At 41.6% G+C, this 20,887-nt stretch carries 17 protein-coding genes and 4 pseudogenes; 7 read left to right on the top strand and 14 right to left on the bottom strand.

The features are described 5' to 3' along the window. Positions 1–1,071, top strand: a complete 1,071-nt coding sequence (locus GFB47_RS15630; protein WP_153448894.1) for a M42 family metallopeptidase — start codon at positions 1–3, stop codon at positions 1,069–1,071. Positions 1,072–1,152: 81 nt separating this feature from the next. Here GFB47_RS15630 and GFB47_RS16640 read toward each other — a convergent pair. Continuing rightward, positions 1,153–1,257, bottom strand: a pseudogene (locus tag GFB47_RS16640) (carboxymuconolactone decarboxylase family protein); the annotation flags it as partial. A 2-nt stretch (positions 1,258–1,259) separates the two neighbouring features. Here GFB47_RS16640 and GFB47_RS16635 point away from each other — a divergent pair. Further along, a pseudogene (locus tag GFB47_RS16635) lies at positions 1,260–1,355 on the top strand (TetR/AcrR family transcriptional regulator); the annotation flags it as partial. 35 nt (positions 1,356–1,390) lie between these two features. Here GFB47_RS16635 and GFB47_RS15625 read toward each other — a convergent pair. After that, positions 1,391–2,167: an AraC family transcriptional regulator gene (locus GFB47_RS15625; protein ID WP_153448893.1), complete on the bottom strand. Its 777-nt coding sequence runs from the start codon at positions 2,165–2,167 to the stop codon at positions 1,391–1,393. A gap of 100 nt (positions 2,168–2,267) precedes the next feature. Between GFB47_RS15625 and GFB47_RS15620 the strand changes: the two genes are divergently transcribed. Next, positions 2,268–3,386 (top strand): multidrug effflux MFS transporter, encoded by a 1,119-nt coding sequence (locus GFB47_RS15620; RefSeq protein WP_153448892.1) that lies wholly within the window; start codon positions 2,268–2,270, stop codon positions 3,384–3,386. 102 nt (positions 3,387–3,488) lie between these two features. Here GFB47_RS15620 and GFB47_RS15615 read toward each other — a convergent pair whose 3' ends face one another. The 7 genes and pseudogenes from GFB47_RS15615 to GFB47_RS15585 all read right to left on the bottom strand — a co-directional run. Beyond that, positions 3,489–3,806 (bottom strand): tripartite tricarboxylate transporter permease, encoded by a 318-nt coding sequence (locus GFB47_RS15615; protein ID WP_225874333.1) that lies wholly within the window; start codon positions 3,804–3,806, stop codon positions 3,489–3,491. A gap of 11 nt (positions 3,807–3,817) precedes the next feature. After that, positions 3,818–4,303, bottom strand: a complete 486-nt coding sequence (locus tag GFB47_RS15610) for a tripartite tricarboxylate transporter TctB family protein (RefSeq protein ID WP_153448891.1) — start codon at positions 4,301–4,303, stop codon at positions 3,818–3,820. A gap of 80 nt (positions 4,304–4,383) precedes the next feature. Then, positions 4,384–5,370: a Bug family tripartite tricarboxylate transporter substrate binding protein gene (locus GFB47_RS15605; protein ID WP_153448890.1), complete on the bottom strand. Its 987-nt coding sequence runs from the start codon at positions 5,368–5,370 to the stop codon at positions 4,384–4,386. A gap of 410 nt (positions 5,371–5,780) precedes the next feature. Further along, positions 5,781–7,007 carry a D-mannonate dehydratase ManD gene (gene manD / locus GFB47_RS15600; protein ID WP_153448889.1) on the bottom strand — a complete coding sequence of 409 codons (1,227 nt, stop codon included), beginning with the start codon at positions 7,005–7,007 and terminating at the stop codon, positions 5,781–5,783. Position 7,008: 1 nt separating this feature from the next. Beyond that, positions 7,009–8,133: a Gfo/Idh/MocA family protein gene (locus GFB47_RS15595; protein WP_153448888.1), complete on the bottom strand. Its 1,125-nt coding sequence runs from the start codon at positions 8,131–8,133 to the stop codon at positions 7,009–7,011. 217 nt (positions 8,134–8,350) lie between these two features. Then, positions 8,351–9,415: a polysaccharide lyase family 7 protein gene (locus GFB47_RS15590; protein ID WP_153448887.1), complete on the bottom strand. Its 1,065-nt coding sequence runs from the start codon at positions 9,413–9,415 to the stop codon at positions 8,351–8,353. A gap of 311 nt (positions 9,416–9,726) precedes the next feature. Continuing rightward, positions 9,727–10,224 (bottom strand): annotated as a pseudogene (locus GFB47_RS15585) (SLC13 family permease); the annotation flags it as partial. A 404-nt stretch (positions 10,225–10,628) separates the two neighbouring features. On the opposite strand from GFB47_RS15585, the gene GFB47_RS15580 reads away from it, so the two are divergent. Together GFB47_RS15580 and GFB47_RS15575 are read left to right on the top strand one after the other, a co-directional pair. Continuing rightward, a complete protein-coding gene (locus GFB47_RS15580; protein ID WP_325077780.1) occupies positions 10,629–11,591 on the top strand; it encodes a polysaccharide lyase family 7 protein in 963 nt (320 codons plus the stop codon). A 187-nt stretch (positions 11,592–11,778) separates the two neighbouring features. After that, positions 11,779–12,660, top strand: a complete 882-nt coding sequence (locus GFB47_RS15575; RefSeq protein ID WP_153448885.1) for an NAD(P)-dependent oxidoreductase — start codon at positions 11,779–11,781, stop codon at positions 12,658–12,660. Positions 12,661–12,739: 79 nt separating this feature from the next. Here GFB47_RS15575 and cueR read toward each other — a convergent pair whose 3' ends face one another. The 5 genes from cueR to GFB47_RS15550 form a co-directional block, all read right to left on the bottom strand. After that, positions 12,740–13,138: a Cu(I)-responsive transcriptional regulator gene (cueR, locus tag GFB47_RS15570; protein WP_153448884.1), complete on the bottom strand. Its 399-nt coding sequence runs from the start codon at positions 13,136–13,138 to the stop codon at positions 12,740–12,742. Between the two features lie 94 nt (positions 13,139–13,232). Further along, complete coding sequence (locus tag GFB47_RS15565) at positions 13,233–13,754, bottom strand: CueP family metal-binding protein (RefSeq protein WP_153448883.1); 522 nt, start codon at positions 13,752–13,754, stop codon at positions 13,233–13,235. A 207-nt stretch (positions 13,755–13,961) separates the two neighbouring features. Then, complete coding sequence (locus GFB47_RS15560) at positions 13,962–14,585, bottom strand: bifunctional 4-hydroxy-2-oxoglutarate aldolase/2-dehydro-3-deoxy-phosphogluconate aldolase (RefSeq protein WP_153448882.1); 624 nt, start codon at positions 14,583–14,585, stop codon at positions 13,962–13,964. 227 nt (positions 14,586–14,812) lie between these two features. Next, positions 14,813–15,760 (bottom strand): 2-dehydro-3-deoxygluconokinase, encoded by a 948-nt coding sequence (kdgK, locus tag GFB47_RS15555; protein WP_153448881.1) that lies wholly within the window; start codon positions 15,758–15,760, stop codon positions 14,813–14,815. 24 nt (positions 15,761–15,784) lie between these two features. Then, positions 15,785–16,114, bottom strand: a complete 330-nt coding sequence (locus GFB47_RS15550) for a cupin domain-containing protein (protein WP_153448880.1) — start codon at positions 16,112–16,114, stop codon at positions 15,785–15,787. Positions 16,115–16,407: 293 nt separating this feature from the next. On the opposite strand from GFB47_RS15550, the pseudogene GFB47_RS15545 reads away from it, so the two are divergent. Beyond that, positions 16,408–18,632 (top strand): annotated as a pseudogene (locus tag GFB47_RS15545) (heparinase II/III domain-containing protein). 10 nt (positions 18,633–18,642) lie between these two features. After that, positions 18,643–20,829: a heparinase II/III domain-containing protein gene (locus GFB47_RS15540; protein WP_153448879.1), complete on the top strand. Its 2,187-nt coding sequence runs from the start codon at positions 18,643–18,645 to the stop codon at positions 20,827–20,829. Positions 20,830–20,887: the final 58 nt, after the last annotated feature.

The raw sequence follows: 20,887 nt of genomic DNA, 5'->3' as shown, positions 1-20,887 counted from the left end.
ATGACGAATAAAATTGAACAATTAAAAATTCTGACAGAGCTTGATGCTGTACCAGGTAATGAAGCGGAATGCCGTCAATACATGGAAGCGCGTTTAGCCGGTAAAGTGGATGAGATCCAATATGATCGCCTTGGTGGCATCATAGGTAAAAAAATCGGTATCGCCAATGGACCACGCATTATGATGGCGGGTCACATGGATGAAGTTGGCTTTATGGTGACTGAAATCAATGAGCAAGGCTTTATCAAGTTTACCCCTTTAGGTGGCTGGTGGAACCAAGTGATGTTGGCGCAACAAGTTCGAATTACTACCGCCAGTGGCGAAAAAATTCTTGGGGTGATTGGCAGTAAACCGCCACATATTCTCACTCCAGCAGAGCGTAAAACTCCGGTTGAAATCGACAAAATGTATATTGATGTGGGTGTCAGCTGTAAAGAGGAAGTGGATCAGGCGGGTATTAAGCCAGGAGATATGATCACCCCTTATATCGAATTTCGCGAGATGATCAACAAAGATTATTTAGTTGGTAAAGCGTTTGATAACCGCATTGGTTGTGCGATTGCATTAGATGTACTAGATAACCTGCAAGGTAAATCTCATCCTAATGAAATTTACGCCGTTGGCACTGTGCAAGAAGAGGTGGGTTTGCGCGGCGCACGTACCGCTTCCAATGTCGTTGATCCTGAAATTGCTTTTGCGGTTGATGTGGGTATTGCCGATGATACACCGGGATGTGATAGCAAAGGTGTGATGGGAAAAGGGCCACAAATCACCTTAAAAGATGCCTCTATGGTTGGGCATAAAGCATTACGCGAATTTGTATTGCAAATTTGTACCGAGCTTGACATTCCGTATCAATATCAAGTACTCAATGGTGGTGGTACAGATGCGGGTGCGATGCATATCAATGGCGCTGGTGCTCCTTCATTGTCGATTGGTATTCCATCTCGTTATATCCATTCACACACATCAATGATCCATAAACAAGATTACTTGAATACGGTGAAACTGCTCACCGCATTAGCAGAAAGATTGGATCGCGCCACGGTTGATCAAATCATTCGAGGTTAGACCTAAATTCAGGGATAACAAGGGTATTTAAATAAAAATGGTTGCGGATTATATCCGCAGCCATTTTTTTATAATGAAATATTACTTCCAAGCAAACTCAGCAAAGCGACTATCCATTGGCGTTTTAGCGACATGGTTGACGTAGTTACTGATCACTTTTTGTGACAAGCCTAAAACCACTTCTAAATCAAATCGCGGGTTTACGTAGTTATGCCAGGGTGTGTGATGATCAAGCGGTTTTAGAACAAATGATCGAAGATGTATTTTCGCATCATCCTTTTTAATCGATGAATATACAATATATTGAATTTATTAAGTTTTAATCTGTCGTTTTCTTCATAAATCGCAGCGGTGTTTCTCCTGTTTGTTTTTTAAAGAAGGCGATAAAAGCACTATCCGAAGAAAAGCCTAGCCAATGGGAAACATCACTGACTTGTTTTTCTCTCGACAATAATTCAATCGATTTTAATAAGCGCCATTGCTGTTTCCAATCTTGATAACACATGCCCGTTTCGGCTTTGAATAGTCGTGTCAGTGTTTTGGTACTTGCGCCAACGGATTGGGCGAGGACATTAAGCGGCGGGATCAAAAAAGACTCTTGCATCAGTTGTTGGCTAAATTTTTCAAGTCGACGATTTGATGGTAAAGGTAATTGGAAAGAATGGCATTTAGCTGCGTAGAATTCTTCCCAGAAAAGCACGGTTGTATTTTTCATTTCATCTTCAGGTTTACCCCATTCCCATAATGCCATTTTATCAATGAGCGCCTTTAAGAGAGGATCAACGTCGATAATCTTGATGTCATTAGGGCTGTCTACAATCTCGCAATCGAAATAAAGCGAACGGTAGGCGACGACGTTGGTCATCATCGCTCGATGTGGAGTGGATGGGGGTATCCAAACCGCTTTTGTTGGTGGCAAAATACACAATGAGTGCTCTAAAGCAAAACTCATACATCCTTGAGAGGCGTAGAGCAACTGTCCTTTTTGATGCTGGTGCATGCCTGAGTCATGTCGACCAACATCCGCTGCGATTCCTATCACGGCACTCTTTAATGCATCCGCATTGAATTGGGAGTGTTCATTAATAATTGCCATTTGTCCTAATCTTATTGTTTTTGGTTTTAATGTTGTTAATGGGCAAATGATAGCGTCATCTATACTGCCCGCCAAGTTAATTCACAATGAGTAGAACAAGATGAATACAAAACCTTCTTTATGGTTGATGGTGACAATGTTGATGTTTCCACAAATCGTTGAAACCATTTACAGTCCTGCTTTAGGCTCGATTGCTCAATCGTTCTCTGTGAGCTACCCACAAGCAGCCCAAACACTCTCAGTGTATTTTTCTGCCTTTGCGATTGGTGTGGTTGTGTGGGGAATATTGGCGGATAAATGGGGGCGGCGTCCAACGATGCTTGTGGGTTTGTTTATTTACGCCTGCTCAGCTTTAGTGGCGATGCAAACAAACAACTTCACCGTTCTTATGCTTGCTCGGGCATTCAGTGCATTCGGTATCGCGGTAGCGTCAGTGATCACACAGACCATGCTTCGTGATGTTTTTAGTGCGCAAGAATTGGGTAAAGTTTTTAGTCTCATGGGGATAGGGATCTCTATTAGCCCCGTTTTGGGCATGTTTTTGGGTGGTCAATTGTCTTTAATAGGAGGCTATCAATATGTATTTTCCGCCTTATTTATTATGGCGTTAGTGCTATTTAGCTATAATCTATTTAAGCTTCCCGAAACACAACAACAAACACAGCCTGTAGCAATAGCCAGCTTAAGTGCTCGTATGCTAAAAGACCGACACATTTGGTTATCGGCATTATTAGTGGCGTCATACAATATTGCTCTTTTCTCTTATTACCAACTTGGTGCATTTCGTTTTTCCGAGCTCGGTTTTGGAGTGGATAAGTTTGGTTATAGCGGTATCGCATTGGGGATTGGCAGCTTGCTCGGCAGTTACTTAAATACAGTGTTATTAGGTAAAAAACTGTCACAAGGCTTTTTATTGTGGTTAGCGGTGATATTACTCACTATTGGCGCAATTGGGGTATATATGATGTTAGGGTCTATCTGCTTTGTTATTCCGATGCTGCTGGTGGTGATGTCATTTGGTATCGCGATCCCAAATGTGCTGAGTATGGCTTTGAACGACTATAAACAACAAGTGGGCAGTGCAGGGGCATTATTTGGGCTGAGTTATTATTTGCTCATTGCTGCTGGCTTAGCTCTGGCGGGGGTGGTACAAAATTTAGGCATAGTTCTTATTGGGTGTGCAGTCGTGACACTCGCTGTGATGTTGTTACGTAAATAATAGTCAACCGCTGCATCGCTTAATCAATGTTGTTGGTTCTAACTATTTGATATCGATAGCCGAACTAAATGGCTCATACATATTTAGCTCTGGCGCGTAGCGTCAACTTTTCATTGCCATAGGATAACCATCAAAGGTGGCGGCAAGCGCGGCACCATCTCCCGGAGTATTGATTAAAATCGAACTGCGTGAACCCCCAAACATCGCGCCAATGTACACACCAGTCATGGTGATCAATGAAGCGGTTGGCCCCATAGAAAATGTCATTGGAAGCAAAATAGCCACGCCAGTTGCAGGGCCAAGACCCGGTAGCATCCCGATCACTGTGCCTAAAATACCGCCCAATGTGATCAAAAATAAATAATAAGGCTGCAGCGCAATGCCAAAACCATCCATTAAACTCGCTAAAATATCCGTCATGATTAGCTCCGTTAGTTAAATAATGGAAAAGGAGGGAGGTTGACTGAAAGTAAGTCATTAAAGGTGAAGAAAACCCCAGTGGCGAAAACAAAAGCGATTAATGCGCCTTTTTTCCAGTATTGTTGTCCACAAGTCACCATCAACATGGCAAACATAAAGAAGAAAGTACTGACAACGTAGCCAAGATGCTCAAAAGTCAGTGCGTATAAAAAACTGATCACACAAGTGATGGCGATCTTACGACGATCCACTTTTCTTTGTTGGCTTTCATTGAGCAACGATTTTATGGCCAGAATCGAAGGTTGTATCCCGCCTTTAATGATAAGCAAGACACCGATAAAAATTGCGATAGCCGATATAGCAAGCGGCATAAAAATCGCTTCAAGTGGATTGCCAAACATGGGCTGAGGCATGTTGTAGGCATAACCTCCATAAGTCAGCCCAAAGACAATACTAAATAGCCCCGTTAGGCCATCCCAATTTGGTTGTTTTGACATATCTCACCTTCACTTGTCATGGTTAAAAGAAGGCGAAGAAGAGCGCAACCCCTTCTTGCCTGTTACTTTTGATAACGAACTTATCGACCAAATACTTCTTTAATCAATGATTTATATTGTTCATTAGTGGTGGATAGGAAAGAGGTAAAATCTTTATCATTTTGATAAGCATTATCCCAACCATTACGTTTTAGCGCGGCTTTCCATTCTGGCGTTGCAACCATTTTTTCTAACGCTTGCTGCCAGTATTTAACTGCATCGGCTGGCATATCTTTCGGGCCAAACAGACCACGCCAGTTTTCGAACGTCACATCAATGCCTTCTTCTTTTACGGTTGGAATCTCTGCAATTAGACCAGAACCAATGCGCTTATCCGCCGTTTGTGCCAGTGCATGCAATTTGCCGCTTTCAACTAGGCCGGCAACATCGCCAAGACCGGTTGAAATAAGATCAACATGCCCACCGAGCGCTTGAGCCACTAGGCTGCCATCTTGGAAGGAGATGTAATCAATTTGGCGAAGGTTCTCAACACCTGCGGCTTTGGCCACTAAAAGGAATTGAATATGATCCATAGAACCGGCGGCAGATGCACCGCCAATCTTGACTGATTTCGGATCTTTTTTAAGCGCTTCCATCACCTCTTTAATTGAGTGGTATTTCGAATTTTCAGGTACCACAAAAGCGGCGTAATCGGTGATCAAACGTGCGAGAGGGGTGGTGTCTTTATAACTGTATTGCGTTAAGCCGGTTAAGTTAGTTAACAAAATGGGTGGTGAGTAAACTGAGATCAAATCGCCTTTGCCTTTTTGCGTTTGCATATAGGCTAAGTTGACCGCGCCACCGCCACCAGGACGATTAATCACGGGCATATTAGAATTCACAATGCCAGTATCTTTTAGGGTTTTCGCGACGGTACGGATGGTGAGATCCCAACCGCCACCTGCACCCGATGGAGCAACCATATTGATAGTATGTGGTGGGTAATCGGCCGCGACAGCAGAATTAACCGAGAGAAGTGAAGTGGTTGCGATCACTGCGCCAGCGAAGAGTTGTTTTAATTTTATCATCAACTTACATCCTTTTCGTATGTCCTATACATACCCTTCAATAACTTAGGGTAATTAATGAGTATCGACCAGCATCGCTCGATCTCGATTTATTATTCTACTCAGCCATGGTGTTAAATTATTGTTAACAATTATGGTCGAGCGATAAGCATACGCATTGGCAGTTAGGCGAAGTGGGAGCAAGTGCAATTAAACGTCACGAATCAATGGTGCTTATGGTTTTTATGACGTTAATTATCATGTGGTGGGAAATAAAGAACATCAAATGATCTGGTGTAAGATGCAAAATGAAAAAGCCCGCTAACTTGGACGTAAACGGGCTTTGTGGCTCATGAGTTATATTAAGGGGCGGTAACTATTTTGGTATAACGGCCTCTAATCACTCGTGATTGTTTTGTTATGAGTCGGTCTTAATAATTCCACACCGTCCCATCTTCTAAACGAGTGACTGGATGGTAACCACGTTTAAATTCGTAGCGTGAGGCTTCTTTTTCATCAAAGTCGACACCTAAGCCAGGCGCGTCGCTGACATAGAAGAACCCATTTTCCATTTTATGTTCTGATGGGAATAATGCGTCACATTCGGGTGTGCCTAACACTAAGTATTCTTGAATACCAAAGTTAGGAGCCCAAGCATTCAAATGTCCTTGTGCCGCCATTGATAATGGTGAGTGACTTGGCGCGCCATGGAAACCGGTTTGCACATTATGCAACGCGGCTAAATCCACAATACGTTTGACCGAAGTGATACCGCCAGCATAAGTGGCCGATACACGGATAAAGTCAATTAAGTTACTTTGGATTAGCTTATTACAATCATAAATCGAGTTAAACACTTCGCCGATAGCAATCGGGGTGGTGGAGTGCTGGCGAATTATTTCAAGCGCCGATTGATCTTCCGCTGGGGTTGGATCTTCTAACCAATACAAACGATGTTGTTCGACTTCTTTAGCAAACTGCGCCGCTTCACGTGGTAATAAGCGGTGATGCACATCGTGTAATAATTTCATGTCCCAGCCGAATTTATCGCGTATTTCTCCTAAAGCATCTGGCATATAACGCATGTATTTATCGGTGTTCCAAGTTTCGATTTTGGGTCCATTGCCTGAAAAATTGGTAATGTAGTTTTTAGTATTGCCTTTTTCAGCCACCGCGTAGCCGCCATCTTTTGGCATCCCCGGAATGCCGCATTGGACACGTACCGCTTGGTAACCTTGTTCACGATAGTAAGCAATTGAATCCATCAACTCTGCCAGATCGTTACCCGAGGCATGAGCATAAACCATTGCCGCATCGCGACTTTTACCACCAAAAAGTTGGTACAGTGGCAAACCTGCAATTTTGCCTTTGATATCCCACAATGCCATATCGATAGCACCAATTGCCGCCATCGCAATCGGGCCCCGACGAAAGTAAGCACCACGGTAAAAATATTGCCAAATATCTTCACTCTTACGCGGATCCATACCGATTAGGCACGGGATCAAATATTCTTGTAAATAATGAGCCGGTAAGGTTTCACGAGTGTTTAAAGTGGCATCACCTAAACCATAAATGCCTTCATCGGTCATAATTTTAAGGGTGACATAGTTTTTATTTGGGCCACCAACAAAGACTTCTGCGCCAGTAATTTTCATGTTATTTATTTCCGTTTCTGATCACATCGATGATCTCTTGGTACTCAGAACCTTCTTTAAACGTTTGGTAAGGTTCAACCGTTTCGCCACTCACATCTTTGACTAATTGAATCGCAAGGTGGGTCCAACTTCTTTGTGTATCATCTTCGATATTTGGCAGTAATTTTTTAATCTCAGCCGGTAGAGTCACTTCTTGCCATTGTTTATCTCCCTCTTGATCAAGAAGGTACAAAGGACCCGCACCGTAGTTACCTTTAATATAAATAGAACCTTTGCTGCCATGAAAAACAATATGATCTTCGTTAAAACGAGGAACTAAACCGCCGTGTTTAAATAACACAGAGACAGGTTGTTTCGCTGGAATGCGGCTTTCAAGTTGCATCAGTACGGTGTAAGACCATTCCACATCGCAATCTTTCCACTCTAAAGACGGATCATTTAAGTCGTTAGGAATGAAATTACGACGCTCCATGAAGTTATGTACCCCTTGAACAACCGGCGCTTTTGGCATGTCATTACGCACTTCACCGTGAAAGGATAAAATATTTTCGCCAATCACAGAGGTCACAATCGACACTAAGTGTGTGAAGTTGTTATTTAGACGACCGCCACCATTTTCGATGCGATGTGACCAGCCAAAGGGAATGTGTTTATCGAGATTGAAATGAGAAATACATTCAACTTCTAATGGTTCACCGATAAGACCTTCTGCCACCATTTGTTTGGCTTGAATAATATGCGGCATGTAACAAAAGCTAGAAGCGAAAGCGGTTTTAACCTTTTTTTCTTGTGCTAATTGGTACAGTTTAGTTGCGCTATCGCCACTTTCAGAAAGGGGCTTATCGCAAAATACATGACAACCAGCATTAATGGCTTGGGTGATAGGTTCAACGTGAGCGCCGCCTGGAGTGGCAATCGATACGATATCCGGCTTACATTGCTCTAATGCTTTCGCCCAATCGGAACCAAAAAAAGGAATATCTAATTTTTGTGCGACCTCTTTCACCACATCAATATTACGACCGACAATTCCGACAACTTCAGCGCCCGCATCGCGAAATGCTTTGGTGTGACCTTGGCCTGCAAAACCAGTACCGAATACGAGCACTTTCTTTTTATCTGTCATCTTTCTATTCCTTCCAATTTTGGCAATTTGTTATCTTAAATTTAATTCGATTTATTCACGCATAGAACAAGCATAGTCACCCATTCCACGCTCGAGATAAGCGGAACCAAGTTGCGCCAATCTCATCAATATTGATCAAAAAAAGCCCGCTTAACTTGGGGAGAAAGCGGGCTTTGACGTTAGTTAATTATTGTGTTTATTAATAAGTACATCAGGCTTATTTTTTAGCCGTTGGACCACTTACTTCTAGCGCAGAGAAAGACACACTGTTGTAGTCGCCATTTTTCATATCCGTGGCGAAATCACCAGTACCAGCACAACCTGGAGACCAGAAGCCCGCATCATCTTTCACACTACATTGACCGTAAGCACCGGCCTTGAAATAGAAAGAATCTTGTGCGTAGCCGTGTGGGTTATCTTTTGGATCGACTTTACCGTTAGCATCGATATTTTTAGACAGGTCAATATTGTATTTAACCGTCTTATGATTTTTCGATGTGAAGGTTAAATGCATAATATTGCCTTCAACATTCACCACATAGCTAAACTCTTCACCTAACGCAATACCCGCATCTTTAGGATCGGCTTTGTTATCCCATGTGTTGCCCCATACTGGGTAAGCAATATCAACCCGGTTTGGATCTTTCTTAGCTAGGTTACGTTCGTAGTTCCAAAATACTGAACCATTTTCGTGTCCTGGCCATTTTTTGTAAAAGATTTTAAGCGGTTCATTACCTTCACCAAAAGTGGTATTAGCGGCAATAAGTTTTGGATCTTTGTTAGCGTGAATTTGACCCACTACCACAGAGTATGCCGGGAACTTATCTGGCTGGTTAGCATGCGTTGAAACATGATTTACTTTCAAGGTAGCAGACAACTTGCCGCCAATTGCACCATATTGATCGGCATTCTTATGAGCCGGAATTGCAAAGTTATTGGCTGGCGCTTTAACATCAACCGTTAAATCCGTACCACGTAGCATTTGGCGTAGTTCAGAACGAGCATTTGAAGAACCCGATGTGGTGATGGCTTTATTTTGTACTTGGAAAACCATGTCACCATTATCATCTAGATAGAAAAAATCAGGGTTTGAATAGCTAAACATCGCCACCCCTTCAATCTCATCAATCTTGCCATTTTGATCTCTGTCTTCAGGTACTGTTATTTTCCAATTCATCATATTGAATTTATCGGCAGGTACTGGAAGATGGCCTTGAGTTTGTGCCATTGCGTTAGCAGAAAAACCTAAAACCACTGACATGTAGAGGAATTTTTTAAACATTGTCTGTCCTTGTTATCGTTTTAATTATTAATGTTAAATAGGGGTGTTGGACTACACGATATTCAAGCAAGCTGAAAACAAACCAACAGAAACATCTTATTATAATACAATTATTCACGTAGTGAGATTTATCACAGATTAAGAATTGGGTAGTTTATTGTTAGAATCTAGGGTTTAAGTTCGCGATTGGTATAACAAAAATAAAGAAACGACAAGCCATAGAATGAGTACTTATAGCCTGCCGTTGTGCGTATTGCTGATACTGATAATCTAAGCTTTACATGAATTATGTAGATTAAAAATTGTAAAGCTTATTGAATCAATCCGAACATTTTTGGTAAGTACAAGCTTAGTGCTGGCACAAAAGTGATCAACATTAATGTGACGATCAATACCGCACAGAAAGGCAAAATCGCGCGGATGACATCTTCAATTTTGGCTCCGCTTACACTACAACCCACAAACAAGGCGGTTCCTACTGGAGGGGTGGCTATGCCAATACAAAGGTTAAAGATGATCATCATTGCAAAGTGAATAGGATCCATACCTAACTGAGTCGCGATTGGCATAAAGATAGGGGTAAAGATCAATAACGCTGGGGTTAAATCCATAAACATACCAATGATCAACAAGATGATGTTCATTAGAATGAAGATAATAATTGGATTATCTGAGATTGACAGCATCCAATCACTGATCATGCTTGGCAAGCCAGTAAATGCCATCGCCCAAGACATAATGGTCGATGCACCAATGATAAACAGCATGATGCCAGTGATTTCAGTGGTTTCAATACTGATGGTCTTCATATCTGACAAACTTATTTAGCTCGAAATATAATCAGTGCACTGTTGTTGATCACACTTTTTATATTCACCACTTAAAAGGCTTGTAGCTTTTAATAGACAAACTGGTTTTGGTTAAAAGACACACATTTACTAAGGTTTTGTTGGTATCAAATTAGCGTTTTTAATTCGTTGAATAGGGGGTAATGAGTCGCTTAGAAGGAGGGGTTTTCTGCTATCAGAACAATGAAATGGTAGAAATTCATTTCAGATCACATTAAATCATACAATAAGACCTTATAGTTAGCGTAGACGAGTAATCATAATGGAATAAAATAATGAAAAAAGTATATTTAGCGTTGGCAGTTGCTGGCGTGCTTGCGGGCTGTTCTTCTAGTGATGAAACCACGGCCAAATCAGTTGTGCCAATGACGGCACCAATGACTCAGCCAACCGCATACCAACAAGCGCTTTCTAAGCAATTAGACGTAACTAAAGCGCCATCGGAAAACTTTGATCTAACTAAATGGAAAATCAACCTTCCTTATCCAGACGACAAACCAGAGCGTCGCGGTAAGGTGATGGAATTATCAAAAGATCAATTAAATAACCAAGTACCAGCGTTCTCTAATCCAGATTGGTTCTTTACCGATGCTAAAACTGGCGCCATGGTATTTCGTGTACCAAACCAAGCGGTAACCACACCAAACAGCAAAAATGCACGTACTGAGCTACGAGCAATGCTCGCGGATGGTTACAACGATCCAAAGAATAACTTTGTGGTAGCAAGCCATACTGATGCTGGATCTTACGGCTCTGTCGGTGGTGAATTGTCAGCAACTTTAGCGGTCGATTGGGTGAGTTTAAGTGGTAACGATGCAAAATCTGGCGCGCATGCCACGGTTATTGGTCAGATCCATGGTTCAAATAATGAGCCATTAAAAATCATTTATCGTAAATTACCAAATCATGAATACGGTTCTGTGTCTTGGAATTACGAAACAAATCCAACCAATAAAGCTGACCGTAAAGATATTAAACACGACGTATTCGGTCACAATAAACTGTCTGCTAATGACAGCAACCCGGAAGATGGCATTCGTTTAGGTGAAGTTTTTTCTTATGATGTCTCAATCACCAATAACGTTATGCATTTAACCTTTAAGAAAAATATCGGTCAAAGCAATCAGGTCGTTAAGGTTTTCGATGTTGATCTAAGCAAGCCATACCCAGGTGAAGCAAAAGACACTAGCTATGCACAAGATTGGATGTACTTTAAAGCGGGTGCTTACAACCAATGTAATACTGGTTCTTCACAATGTACCAATAACGGTGTTGATAAAGGCGACTACACTCAAGTGAGTTTCTTTAAACTGAATTTAAATCAATAACCATTAAGCAGAGATAATAGCCTTCAGCTGAAGGTTTTATCTCTCTTTGTGATTGTGCCTAAGTGAAAAAAGGCATAGATCACATTAAACACCAATTTTCGATACGCAAACATTGCTTAAACAACAGTAGGCGTATATTATTAGCAAACTTAATAAAGCATACAATAATACATTTTAGGAGTTAGATATGTCTAAACCAGTAATCGGTTTCATCGGTCTTGGCCTTATGGGCGGCAACATGGTTGAAAACCTACAAAAACGTGGCTACCAAGTTAACGTTATGGATCTTAGCCAAGATGCAGTTGATGCTGTTCTTGCTCGTGGTAACGCGACTCAATTCACTTCTGCTAAAGAACTAGCAGCGGCTTCTGATGTGGTTGAGTTTTGCCTTACAACTTCAGCGGTTGTTGAAAAAATCGTTAACGGTGAAGATGGTGTGTTAGCCGGTATTAAAGCAGGTTCTACTCTAATCGACTTCGGTACTTCTATCCCAGCTTCTACTATCCAAATCGGCGCACAACTTGCTGAAAAAGGTTGCGGCATGATCGATGCCCCTCTAGGTCGTACTCCTGCACACGCTAAAGATGGTTTATTAAACATCATGGCAGCTGGTGATATGGATACTTTCAATAAAGTAAAACCTTTATTGGAAGAGCAAGGCGAAAACGTATTCCACCTTGGTAAACTTGGTGCTGGCCACACAACAAAACTTATCAACAACTTCATCGGTATGACAACGGTTACGGCTATGTCTCAAGCATTTGCTGTTGCAAAAGCGGCTGGTGTTGACGGTCAACAGTTGTTTGACATCATGTCTGCTGGTCCATCTAACTCACCATTCATGCAATTCTGTAAATTCTACGCAGTAGACGGCGAAGAAAAACTAGGTTTCTCTGTTGCAAACGCAAACAAAGACCTTGGTTACTTCAATCAAATGGTTTCAGACCTAGGCAGCGAGTCTCTAATCGCTCAAGGTACTTCTGCAAACCTACAAGCTGCGGTTGATGCCGGTCTTGGTCAAAACGACGTTCCTGTCATCTTTGATTACTTCAACGGTCTAAAAAAATAATTAGAGCCTACTCAAAGTAGAGTCTAAATGAAAATACGGCATACCTTGAGTATGCCGTATTTTTTTGTACTTGCTAACTCTACTCCCCACACTTCCCTTGCAGGTTATCCATGATCGGGCAACATGGACTTGAGTCGCCTGGACACTCATCGATCCATGAATTTAATTGTCGTTTAATATTATTCAATTCGGCTAATTTTTCCTCAACATCATCCAGCTTTTGTTGGGCTTTTTTCTTAATATCCGCGCTAGTGCGGTTGGGATCTTGAGACATGAGCACCAAGCTTTTGCAATCCTCCAAGCTAAACCCTACAGCCTTGGCGCGGGCCACTAATTTTAACTGCTCGATATGAACATCGTTATAAACCCGATAACCATTACTCGAACGCAAAGGACTTTCCACTATCTGTTGCGATTCATAAAAACGAATCGACTTGGCGGAAAGGCTGGTCAATTTGGCAACTTGGCTGATGTTCATATCAATAAACCTGATTAAGTGAGTGGTACAAAACGACGCTTGATATTATAACAACCGTCGCCACTTTATGGTCAGCTAATAGCTTTAATTGTTCTTAGCTCAATTGCATGGTGGTGATGCAAGTAGGTGCGTCATCGACGGTACTCAATACTTTAGTGACGGTTTTACCATTGTAGTTAAACGTAAACTCTAAATTCGCTTTACCTTTTGGCATCCAAAAATCAATGAAACCATCTTTTTGAGTTTTTACCATACCGTATTTTAATACTTTTTTGCTATCTAAATCGGTAATTTTGACTTGCATTGATTTTTCAACTAATTCACCTTGGCAACCGGTTGGTACGTGGTAGCCGCAAGGGTGAGTGCTAAATTCGTATGGTGCAATAGAGAGTAAATGCTGATCGCCAGTCGGAATATTGATGTTGCTACCATCTTTAAATTTAGCTTGAATGTGATCGGGGAAAACTTGGATAGATGCCGTCTCTGTGCCGTGATACTGGTGTGCTTTTTCAAGGGCTTGTGGTGCGGTGAGATGTTTAAAATCATCGGCTTGATTCGCCCATACTGAGCTTGAAATTAACGTGATAGAAAGTGTAAGAAAGGATAATAACTTCATGATGCGACCTTATTCATTTTATGGGATAACATCAGCATAAAGGTTACCAGTAGGGGAAGGTCAACCCTTTTAATGTACAGCGTATTCATTACCTAAAACCAGGCTAAAAAAAACCCTCAAACTACGTTGAGGGCAAAATATTGTCAGGGGGTGATCAATATAAAATGTAAATTACTCAGGGTGAAACTTAAGGTATAACAAGGTGTATTAGTTTACTTTTGCAACCGCATCTTTAACCAATGCGCCTAGCTCTTCCCATTGCTCATTGTCAATAAGTTGAGTAGGAACCATCCAAGTACCGCCACATGCTAATACCGCAGGGATCTCTAGGTAGTCGTCGATGTTTGATAAGCTTACGCCACCAGTAGGCATAAATTTAACAGGGTAAACCGCTGTTAGTGCTTTTAGCATGCCAACGCCGCCAGAAGGGCCCGCTGGGAAGAATTTAACCGTTTTAAGGCCAAGTTCCATTGCTTGTTCTACTAAGCTTGGGTTGTTCACACCAGGTACGATTGGCATGTTTTTAGATTGGCAGTATTTAACGGTTGTTGGGTTTAAGCCAGGGCTTACGATGAAGTCAACACCAGCGTCAATCGCTTGGTCAACTTGTGCCGGCGTTAGGATAGTACCCGCACCGATGAGCATTTCTGGGTATGCGGCGCGCATTGCTTTGATTGCACCAATAGCCGCTTCAGTACGGAAAGTGATTTCAGCACAAGGCATGCCATTTTCCATTAATGCTTTTGCTAGCGGTAATGCGTGCTCAACTTTGTTTAACGCAATAACAGGAATAACTTTAAGGTTTGCAAGTTGTTGATCAAGATTAGACATAATTTGCTTCTCTATTAATTCAGTAAAGGATGTATAGCCTACAATATCAATCAACCATTATACCCGTCTTACTTGAAGCTGCAGCTTTGTTGGCTGCGCTAACTCACCCCAATCACTTAGGCAAGCTAAGCTCATGGGGCTTCGTTTACTTGCTGCCTCACTGCAACTTCAATTACTTTGGGTATATATGTGAAGATGGTTTTTTAATATTGTAGATAAAAATAGTATTAAAGACCGATATCTGGCATTGCCTCAAGAGGAATAATCGCCCCTTGATGTTGAATAACCGTACCCGCTACTTTGTGACCAGACAACGCTGATTCTTTGGCGCTGAATCCAAGTAGACGTTTAGCAAGGTAACCCGCACTGAACGAATCGCCTGCTGCGGTAGTATCAACAACATTATCCGCAGGTTTAGTGGCGACATATTGAATATTGTCTTCACTATCGCTTTCTTTGGTGATCACTACGCAATCTTTACTACCGCGTTTAATCGCAATTTCAGATACGCCAGCATTTTGAGTACGTGCAATGCATTGCTCAATATTGTCGTCGCCGTAAAGCTCTTGCTCATCATCAAAAGTGAGTAGTGCAATATCGGTCAAAGACAATACTTTTAAGTAAGTGTCGATCGCCTCTTGTTGGCATTCCCAAAGTTTAGGACGATAGTTATTATCAAAAATAACTTTGCCGCCGTTGCGTTTCACTTGTTCTAAAAGGGCAAATAATTGCTCACGACCATTTTGGGTTAAGATCGCAATGGTAATACCGGTTAGGTAAATAGCATCGTAACTTGAAAGGGTATCAATTAACGCAGGGCTCTGCGGTTGATCGAACATGAATTTTGCCGCAGCATCATTGCGCCAGTAGAAGAACGTACGTTCACCAGTATCATCGGTTTCGATGTAATACATACCCGGTTGTTTGTTATCTAAACGAGCAATGTGCTGAGTATCAATACCTTCTAGTGACCAACGATCGAGCATGTTTTGGCTAAAAGCTTCTTGGCCTAGCGCTGTGATATAACTGGTATTCACCGCTTTATTTTTAGTTAAGCGAGCAAGGTATAATGCAGTGTTTAGAGTATCACCACCAAAGCTTTGCTTTAATAGTTCACCGGATTGCTGTAACTCAATCATGCACTCGCCAATCACAGCAATATTTAATGTCGTCATAGTGTCACCAATTAAGTCGAAATATTATAAGAAATCTTGACGTGCAGGAGAGAACATATCCAGTAGGATGCTGCCTTCTTCTAAAGCAATCGCACCATGTTCAGTATGTTTACTTGCAATGTATGCATCACCCGCAGTCAGTACACGTTTTTCGCCGCCAATCTCAGCTTCAAAGCTACCACTTACTACATAACCGATTTGATCATGAATTTCATGAGTATGAGGCGCGCCAATGGCACCTTTATCAAAACGAAGGTGAACCGCCATTAGATCGTCAGTATAGCCAACGATTTTACGCTTAATACCGTCGCCAATATCTTCCCACTCATTGTCATCAATCTTAAAAAAAGTCATCTTTAATCCTTAATTATCGTATTCGTTTGTATTTGCAATAGAGGCATCTTACCTGAAAGGTTTTATTGTCATACAATAAGCCTAGAGAATCGTGATGTAAATCAAAAAAATACTATTTATTTATCCGGTAATTGAGAGGGTGTAACATAAGAGAAGGTATAGCTTGGTTAAGCTTTTAAGCCTGCATTTAATGTGATTAAGTTCTTTCTTTTTTCATTTGAAGGATGCAAATCTAAGCTTATTGTATTACTTTATACCTAATTCGAATCAATATTGTCGCTTGAGGTTTAAGGATGAGTAAGAAAATCCCCGCAGTACTGCTAAATGAAGCTGAAATTTTAGAACTGCAAAAAGAAGTAGGTCGTTCAAGCTTAATGGGTAAAACCATTACTCAAATGAAAGCTGATGTTGATGCCTTCATGGCGTTGGGACACGATGTTCCTGGTCATGGTGAAGCGGGTGGTTATGAGCATAATCGCCACAAGCAAAACTACAACTATATGAACGTTGCGGGTCGCTTATTCTTGGTCACCAAAGAAGTGAAATACGCAAAATTTGTTGCTGAGTTACTGGCGTTATACGCTGACAAATATCTACAGTTTGATTTTCATGTTCAAAAGAACACTAACCCGACTGGGCGCTTGTTCCACCAAATCTTAAATGAGCACATGTGGCTAATGTACGCCAGCCTTGCTTATTCTTGTGTGGCAAACTTCATGTCGGAAACGGAACGTCAACATGTAGAGAAAAACCTTTTCTTACCTATGCTTGATATGTTTACTGTGAAATATGGTCATGATTTTGATCGTATTCATAACCACGGCATGTGGGCGGTGGCCGCTGTCGGCATTTGCGGTATCGTCGTCAACAAAAAAGAATATTTAGACATGGCCGTATTTGGCATGGAAAATTTTGAAAAAGGGAAACGCGAAATGGGGCCTGGTGGGTTCTTAGCGCAAATTTCAGAATTATTCGCACCATCAGGTTATTACATGGAAGGGCCGTATTATCATCGCTTCGCGATCCGTCCTTTATGTGTGTTTGCCGAAGTATTGCATCGTCACATGCCAGAGCTTGATATCTTTAACTTTAAAGACAAAGTGATTGGCAATACGGTACAAGCATTACTGGCGACAGCTTATCCAAATGGTGAATTCCCTGCATTAAATGATTCATCTCATACTATGGGCATTACCGATATGGGTGTGCAAGTGGCGGTGAGTCAATACAGCAAACATTATTCAGATCCGAAAAAGGGTGTGGATGAAAATCTGCTTGGCATGGCAAAAATTCAAAACAAAGTATGGCTTCACCCTTGTGGTTTAGAGCTTTCTCGTGCGTACGAACAAGCCACCAATGACGGCAAAAATATCGGTCTGCCTTTTTGGCAAAGTGTTGAATTGAATGAAGGTCGTGATGGTCATAATGGCGCTCAAGGCTTTATCCGTATGCAGGATGATTCAACTCAAGATGACAACAAAGATGTCTTCCAACTGGTGATGAACTATGGTCAACACGGGATGGATCACGGTCACTTTGATACTTTAGGGATCAGCTACTTTAACCGTGGTCAAGAAGTACTACGTGAATACGGTTTCGGTCGCTGGGTCAATGTTGAACCTAAGTTTGGTGGTCGTTACCTCGATGAAAACAAATCTTACGCTCGTCAAACCATTGCGCATAATGCCGTTACGGTTGATCAAAAATGTCAAAATAACTTTGAGATCCCAAGTGCTGAAATGGTGCATGGCTTACCGCATTTCTTTAAAGTGAATGATGCCAAGGTTAATGGTATGAGCGCGTTTGCGAATGATCATTACCAAGGTTTTGACATGCAACGTAGCGTGTTTATGTTAAAACTTGATGGGCTTGAGTCGCCGTTATTACTTGATTTATATCGTTTAACAGCCGAAGACGATGGTGAGCATCAATTTGATTATTCTCATCAATATCAAGGTCAATTGCTGCGTACCAACTTTAATTATGAAGCGAATCAAGAAGTATCTCCTTTAGGCGATAGCTTAGGTTACAAACACCTATGGAACCTCGCCAGTGGCAAGGCAAGTGACACAGCATTAGTCAGTTGGTTGCAAAATAATACCTACTACACTTGGTTGGGTACAAACTCCAATGCGGCACAATCAAACAGTGCTGGAGAAGTGTTCTTTACCCGTACTGGTGCTAATGATCCAAGTTTTAATCTACGTAGTGAACCTGCATTTATTCTACGCACCAAAGCAAACTCTACTTTGTTTGCATCGGTACTTGAAACACATGGCTACTTTAACGAAGAATTTGAACAATCGGTCAATGCTCGTGGGTAAAGCGCAAGACATTCGAGTGATTGCTCATACCGACATCGGCTCTGTGGTTGAAATAGAAACGCAAGATTGCATTGCTACCTTTATGGTGAGCAATCAAACTTGATGCGACAGAGAATACTGCGCATAAAGTTGAATCAAATGGCAAAAGTTATCATTGGACTGGATTCTACTCATTAGAAGTACAGTCAAAATAAGGAAAAAGAAATGAACTACCAACCTCTATTATTAAGTTTTGAAGAAGCCGCGGAATTAGGCAAAGAACTGGGCAAGGATAGCCTACTAGGTAAAGCTCTTGCGCGTGATATTGCACAAACGGATGCTTACATGGCAAACGTAGGTATTGAAGTCCCAGGTCACGGCGAAGGTGGTGGTTACGAACATAACCGCCATAAGCAAAACTACATTAATATGGATCTTGCAGGTCGTTTATTTTTGATCACTGGCGAACAAAAATACCGCGATTACATTGTTGAATTACTGACTGCTTACGCGACGGTATACCCAACATTGGAAAGCAATGTGAGCTTGGATTCAAACCCTCCGGGTAAATTTTTTCACCAAACATTGAACGAAAACATGTGGATGCTGTATTCATCTTGCGCATACAGCTGTGTTTACCACACACTTGAAGAAGCACAAAAGCGTCAAATTGAAGATGATTTGTTCAAGCAAATGATCCACATGTTTGTTGTGACTTACGGGCATGACTTCGACATCGTACATAACCATGGTTTATGGGCGGTTGCAGCTGTTGGTATTTGTGGTTATGCAATCAACGATCAAGCATCGGTTGATAAAGCGCTATATGGTTTGAAAATGGATAAAGTGAGTGGTGGTTTCTTAGCTCAACTTGATCAATTGTTCTCGCCAGACGGTTACTACATGGAAGGTCCTTACTACCACCGTTTCTCATTACGTCCAATTTATCTGTTTGCAGAATCGATTGAACGTCGTCAGCCGGAACTTGGTATTTATGAGTTTAACGATTCTGTGATTAAAACCACGTCTTACGCGGTATTTAAAACAGCTTTCCCAGACGGAACCTTACCAGCATTAAATGATTCATCTAAAACGATCAGCATCAATGATGAAGGCGTGATCATGGCAACGTCGGTTTGTTATCACCGTTATGAGCAAACTGAAACTTTGCTTGGTATGGCCAACCACCAACAAGATGTTTGGGTTCATACTGCTGGTCTTACTCTATCGAATGCAGTTGAAGCGGCTGATGAAATCAAGCCATTTAACTGGGGTAGCTTATTTGTTACCGACGGTCCTAAGGGTGAAAAAGGCGGGGTAAGCATCCTGCGTCACCGTGATAGCAAAGATGACGATACCATGGCATTGATTTGGTTTGGTCAACATGGCTCAGATCATCAGTATCATTCAGCGTTAGATCACGGTCACTACGATGGTTTACACCTAAGCGTATTTAACCGTGGTCACGAAGTTCTGCATGATTACGGTTATGGTCGTTGGGTTAACGTGGAGCCTAAATTTGGTGGTCGTTACATCCCAGAGAACAAAACATACTGTAAACAAACGGTCGCGCATAACACGGTTGTGGTTGATCAAAAAACGCAAAACAAATTTAATACTGCTCTAGCAGAAACTAAATTTGGTCAAAAGCATTTCTTTGACGCTGAAAACAGCAACATGCAAGCCATGAGTGGCACTATTTCACAATACTATGATGGCATCGATATGCAACGTAGTGTGATCTTAGCTGAATTAGAAGAATTCGAAAAACCATTAGTGATTGATGTTTATCGTATTCTTGCGGATGCGCCACATCAATACGATTTACCATACCACTACAAAGGTCAGGTTATTCGTACCGATTTTGACTACCAAGTTGAAAGCACATTAAAACCTCTTGGTGCAGACAACGGTTACCAACATTTATGGAACCTTGGCAGTGCGAAAGTTTCTGGTAGCACATTGATCACTTGGTTGCATGATTCAAGCTACTACAGCTTAGTATCAAGTGCCCCTGCTGCTGATCTTGGTAATGAAAGTAAAGGCGAAAGCGAGTTTATCTTTGCACGTACCGGCGCAACGGATCCCGATTTCAACTTACGTTCGGAGCCTGCGTTGATCTTGCGTCAAAATGCGCAAAATCACGTATTTGCTTCAGTACTTGAAACGCACGGTTACTTTAATGAGTCTATCGAAGCATCGATTGATGCTCGCGGTTTAGTTAAGGCCGTGACAGTGATAGGTCATAATGCAACCGGCACTGTGATTGAGATTGCACTGACCTCAGGTAAGAACTATGTATTTGGTATTTCGAACCGTCCAGCTTCTGCTGAGTTAGAAAACACAGAGCATAAGGTTGAGTTTGCTGGTACGACTTACCAATGGACTGGTTGCTACGCAAAAATTAACTAATTTAAAAATGAAATATTGTTTTGATTTAGTGTAAAATTGATCGGGCCATTAATGCGAA

Origin of the sequence: Vibrio algicola, from assembly GCF_009601765.2 — a bacterium.
Taxonomy (GTDB): Bacteria; Pseudomonadota; Gammaproteobacteria; order Enterobacterales; family Vibrionaceae; genus Vibrio; species Vibrio algicola.
This window is presented reverse-complemented; position numbering and strand designations above follow the sequence as displayed.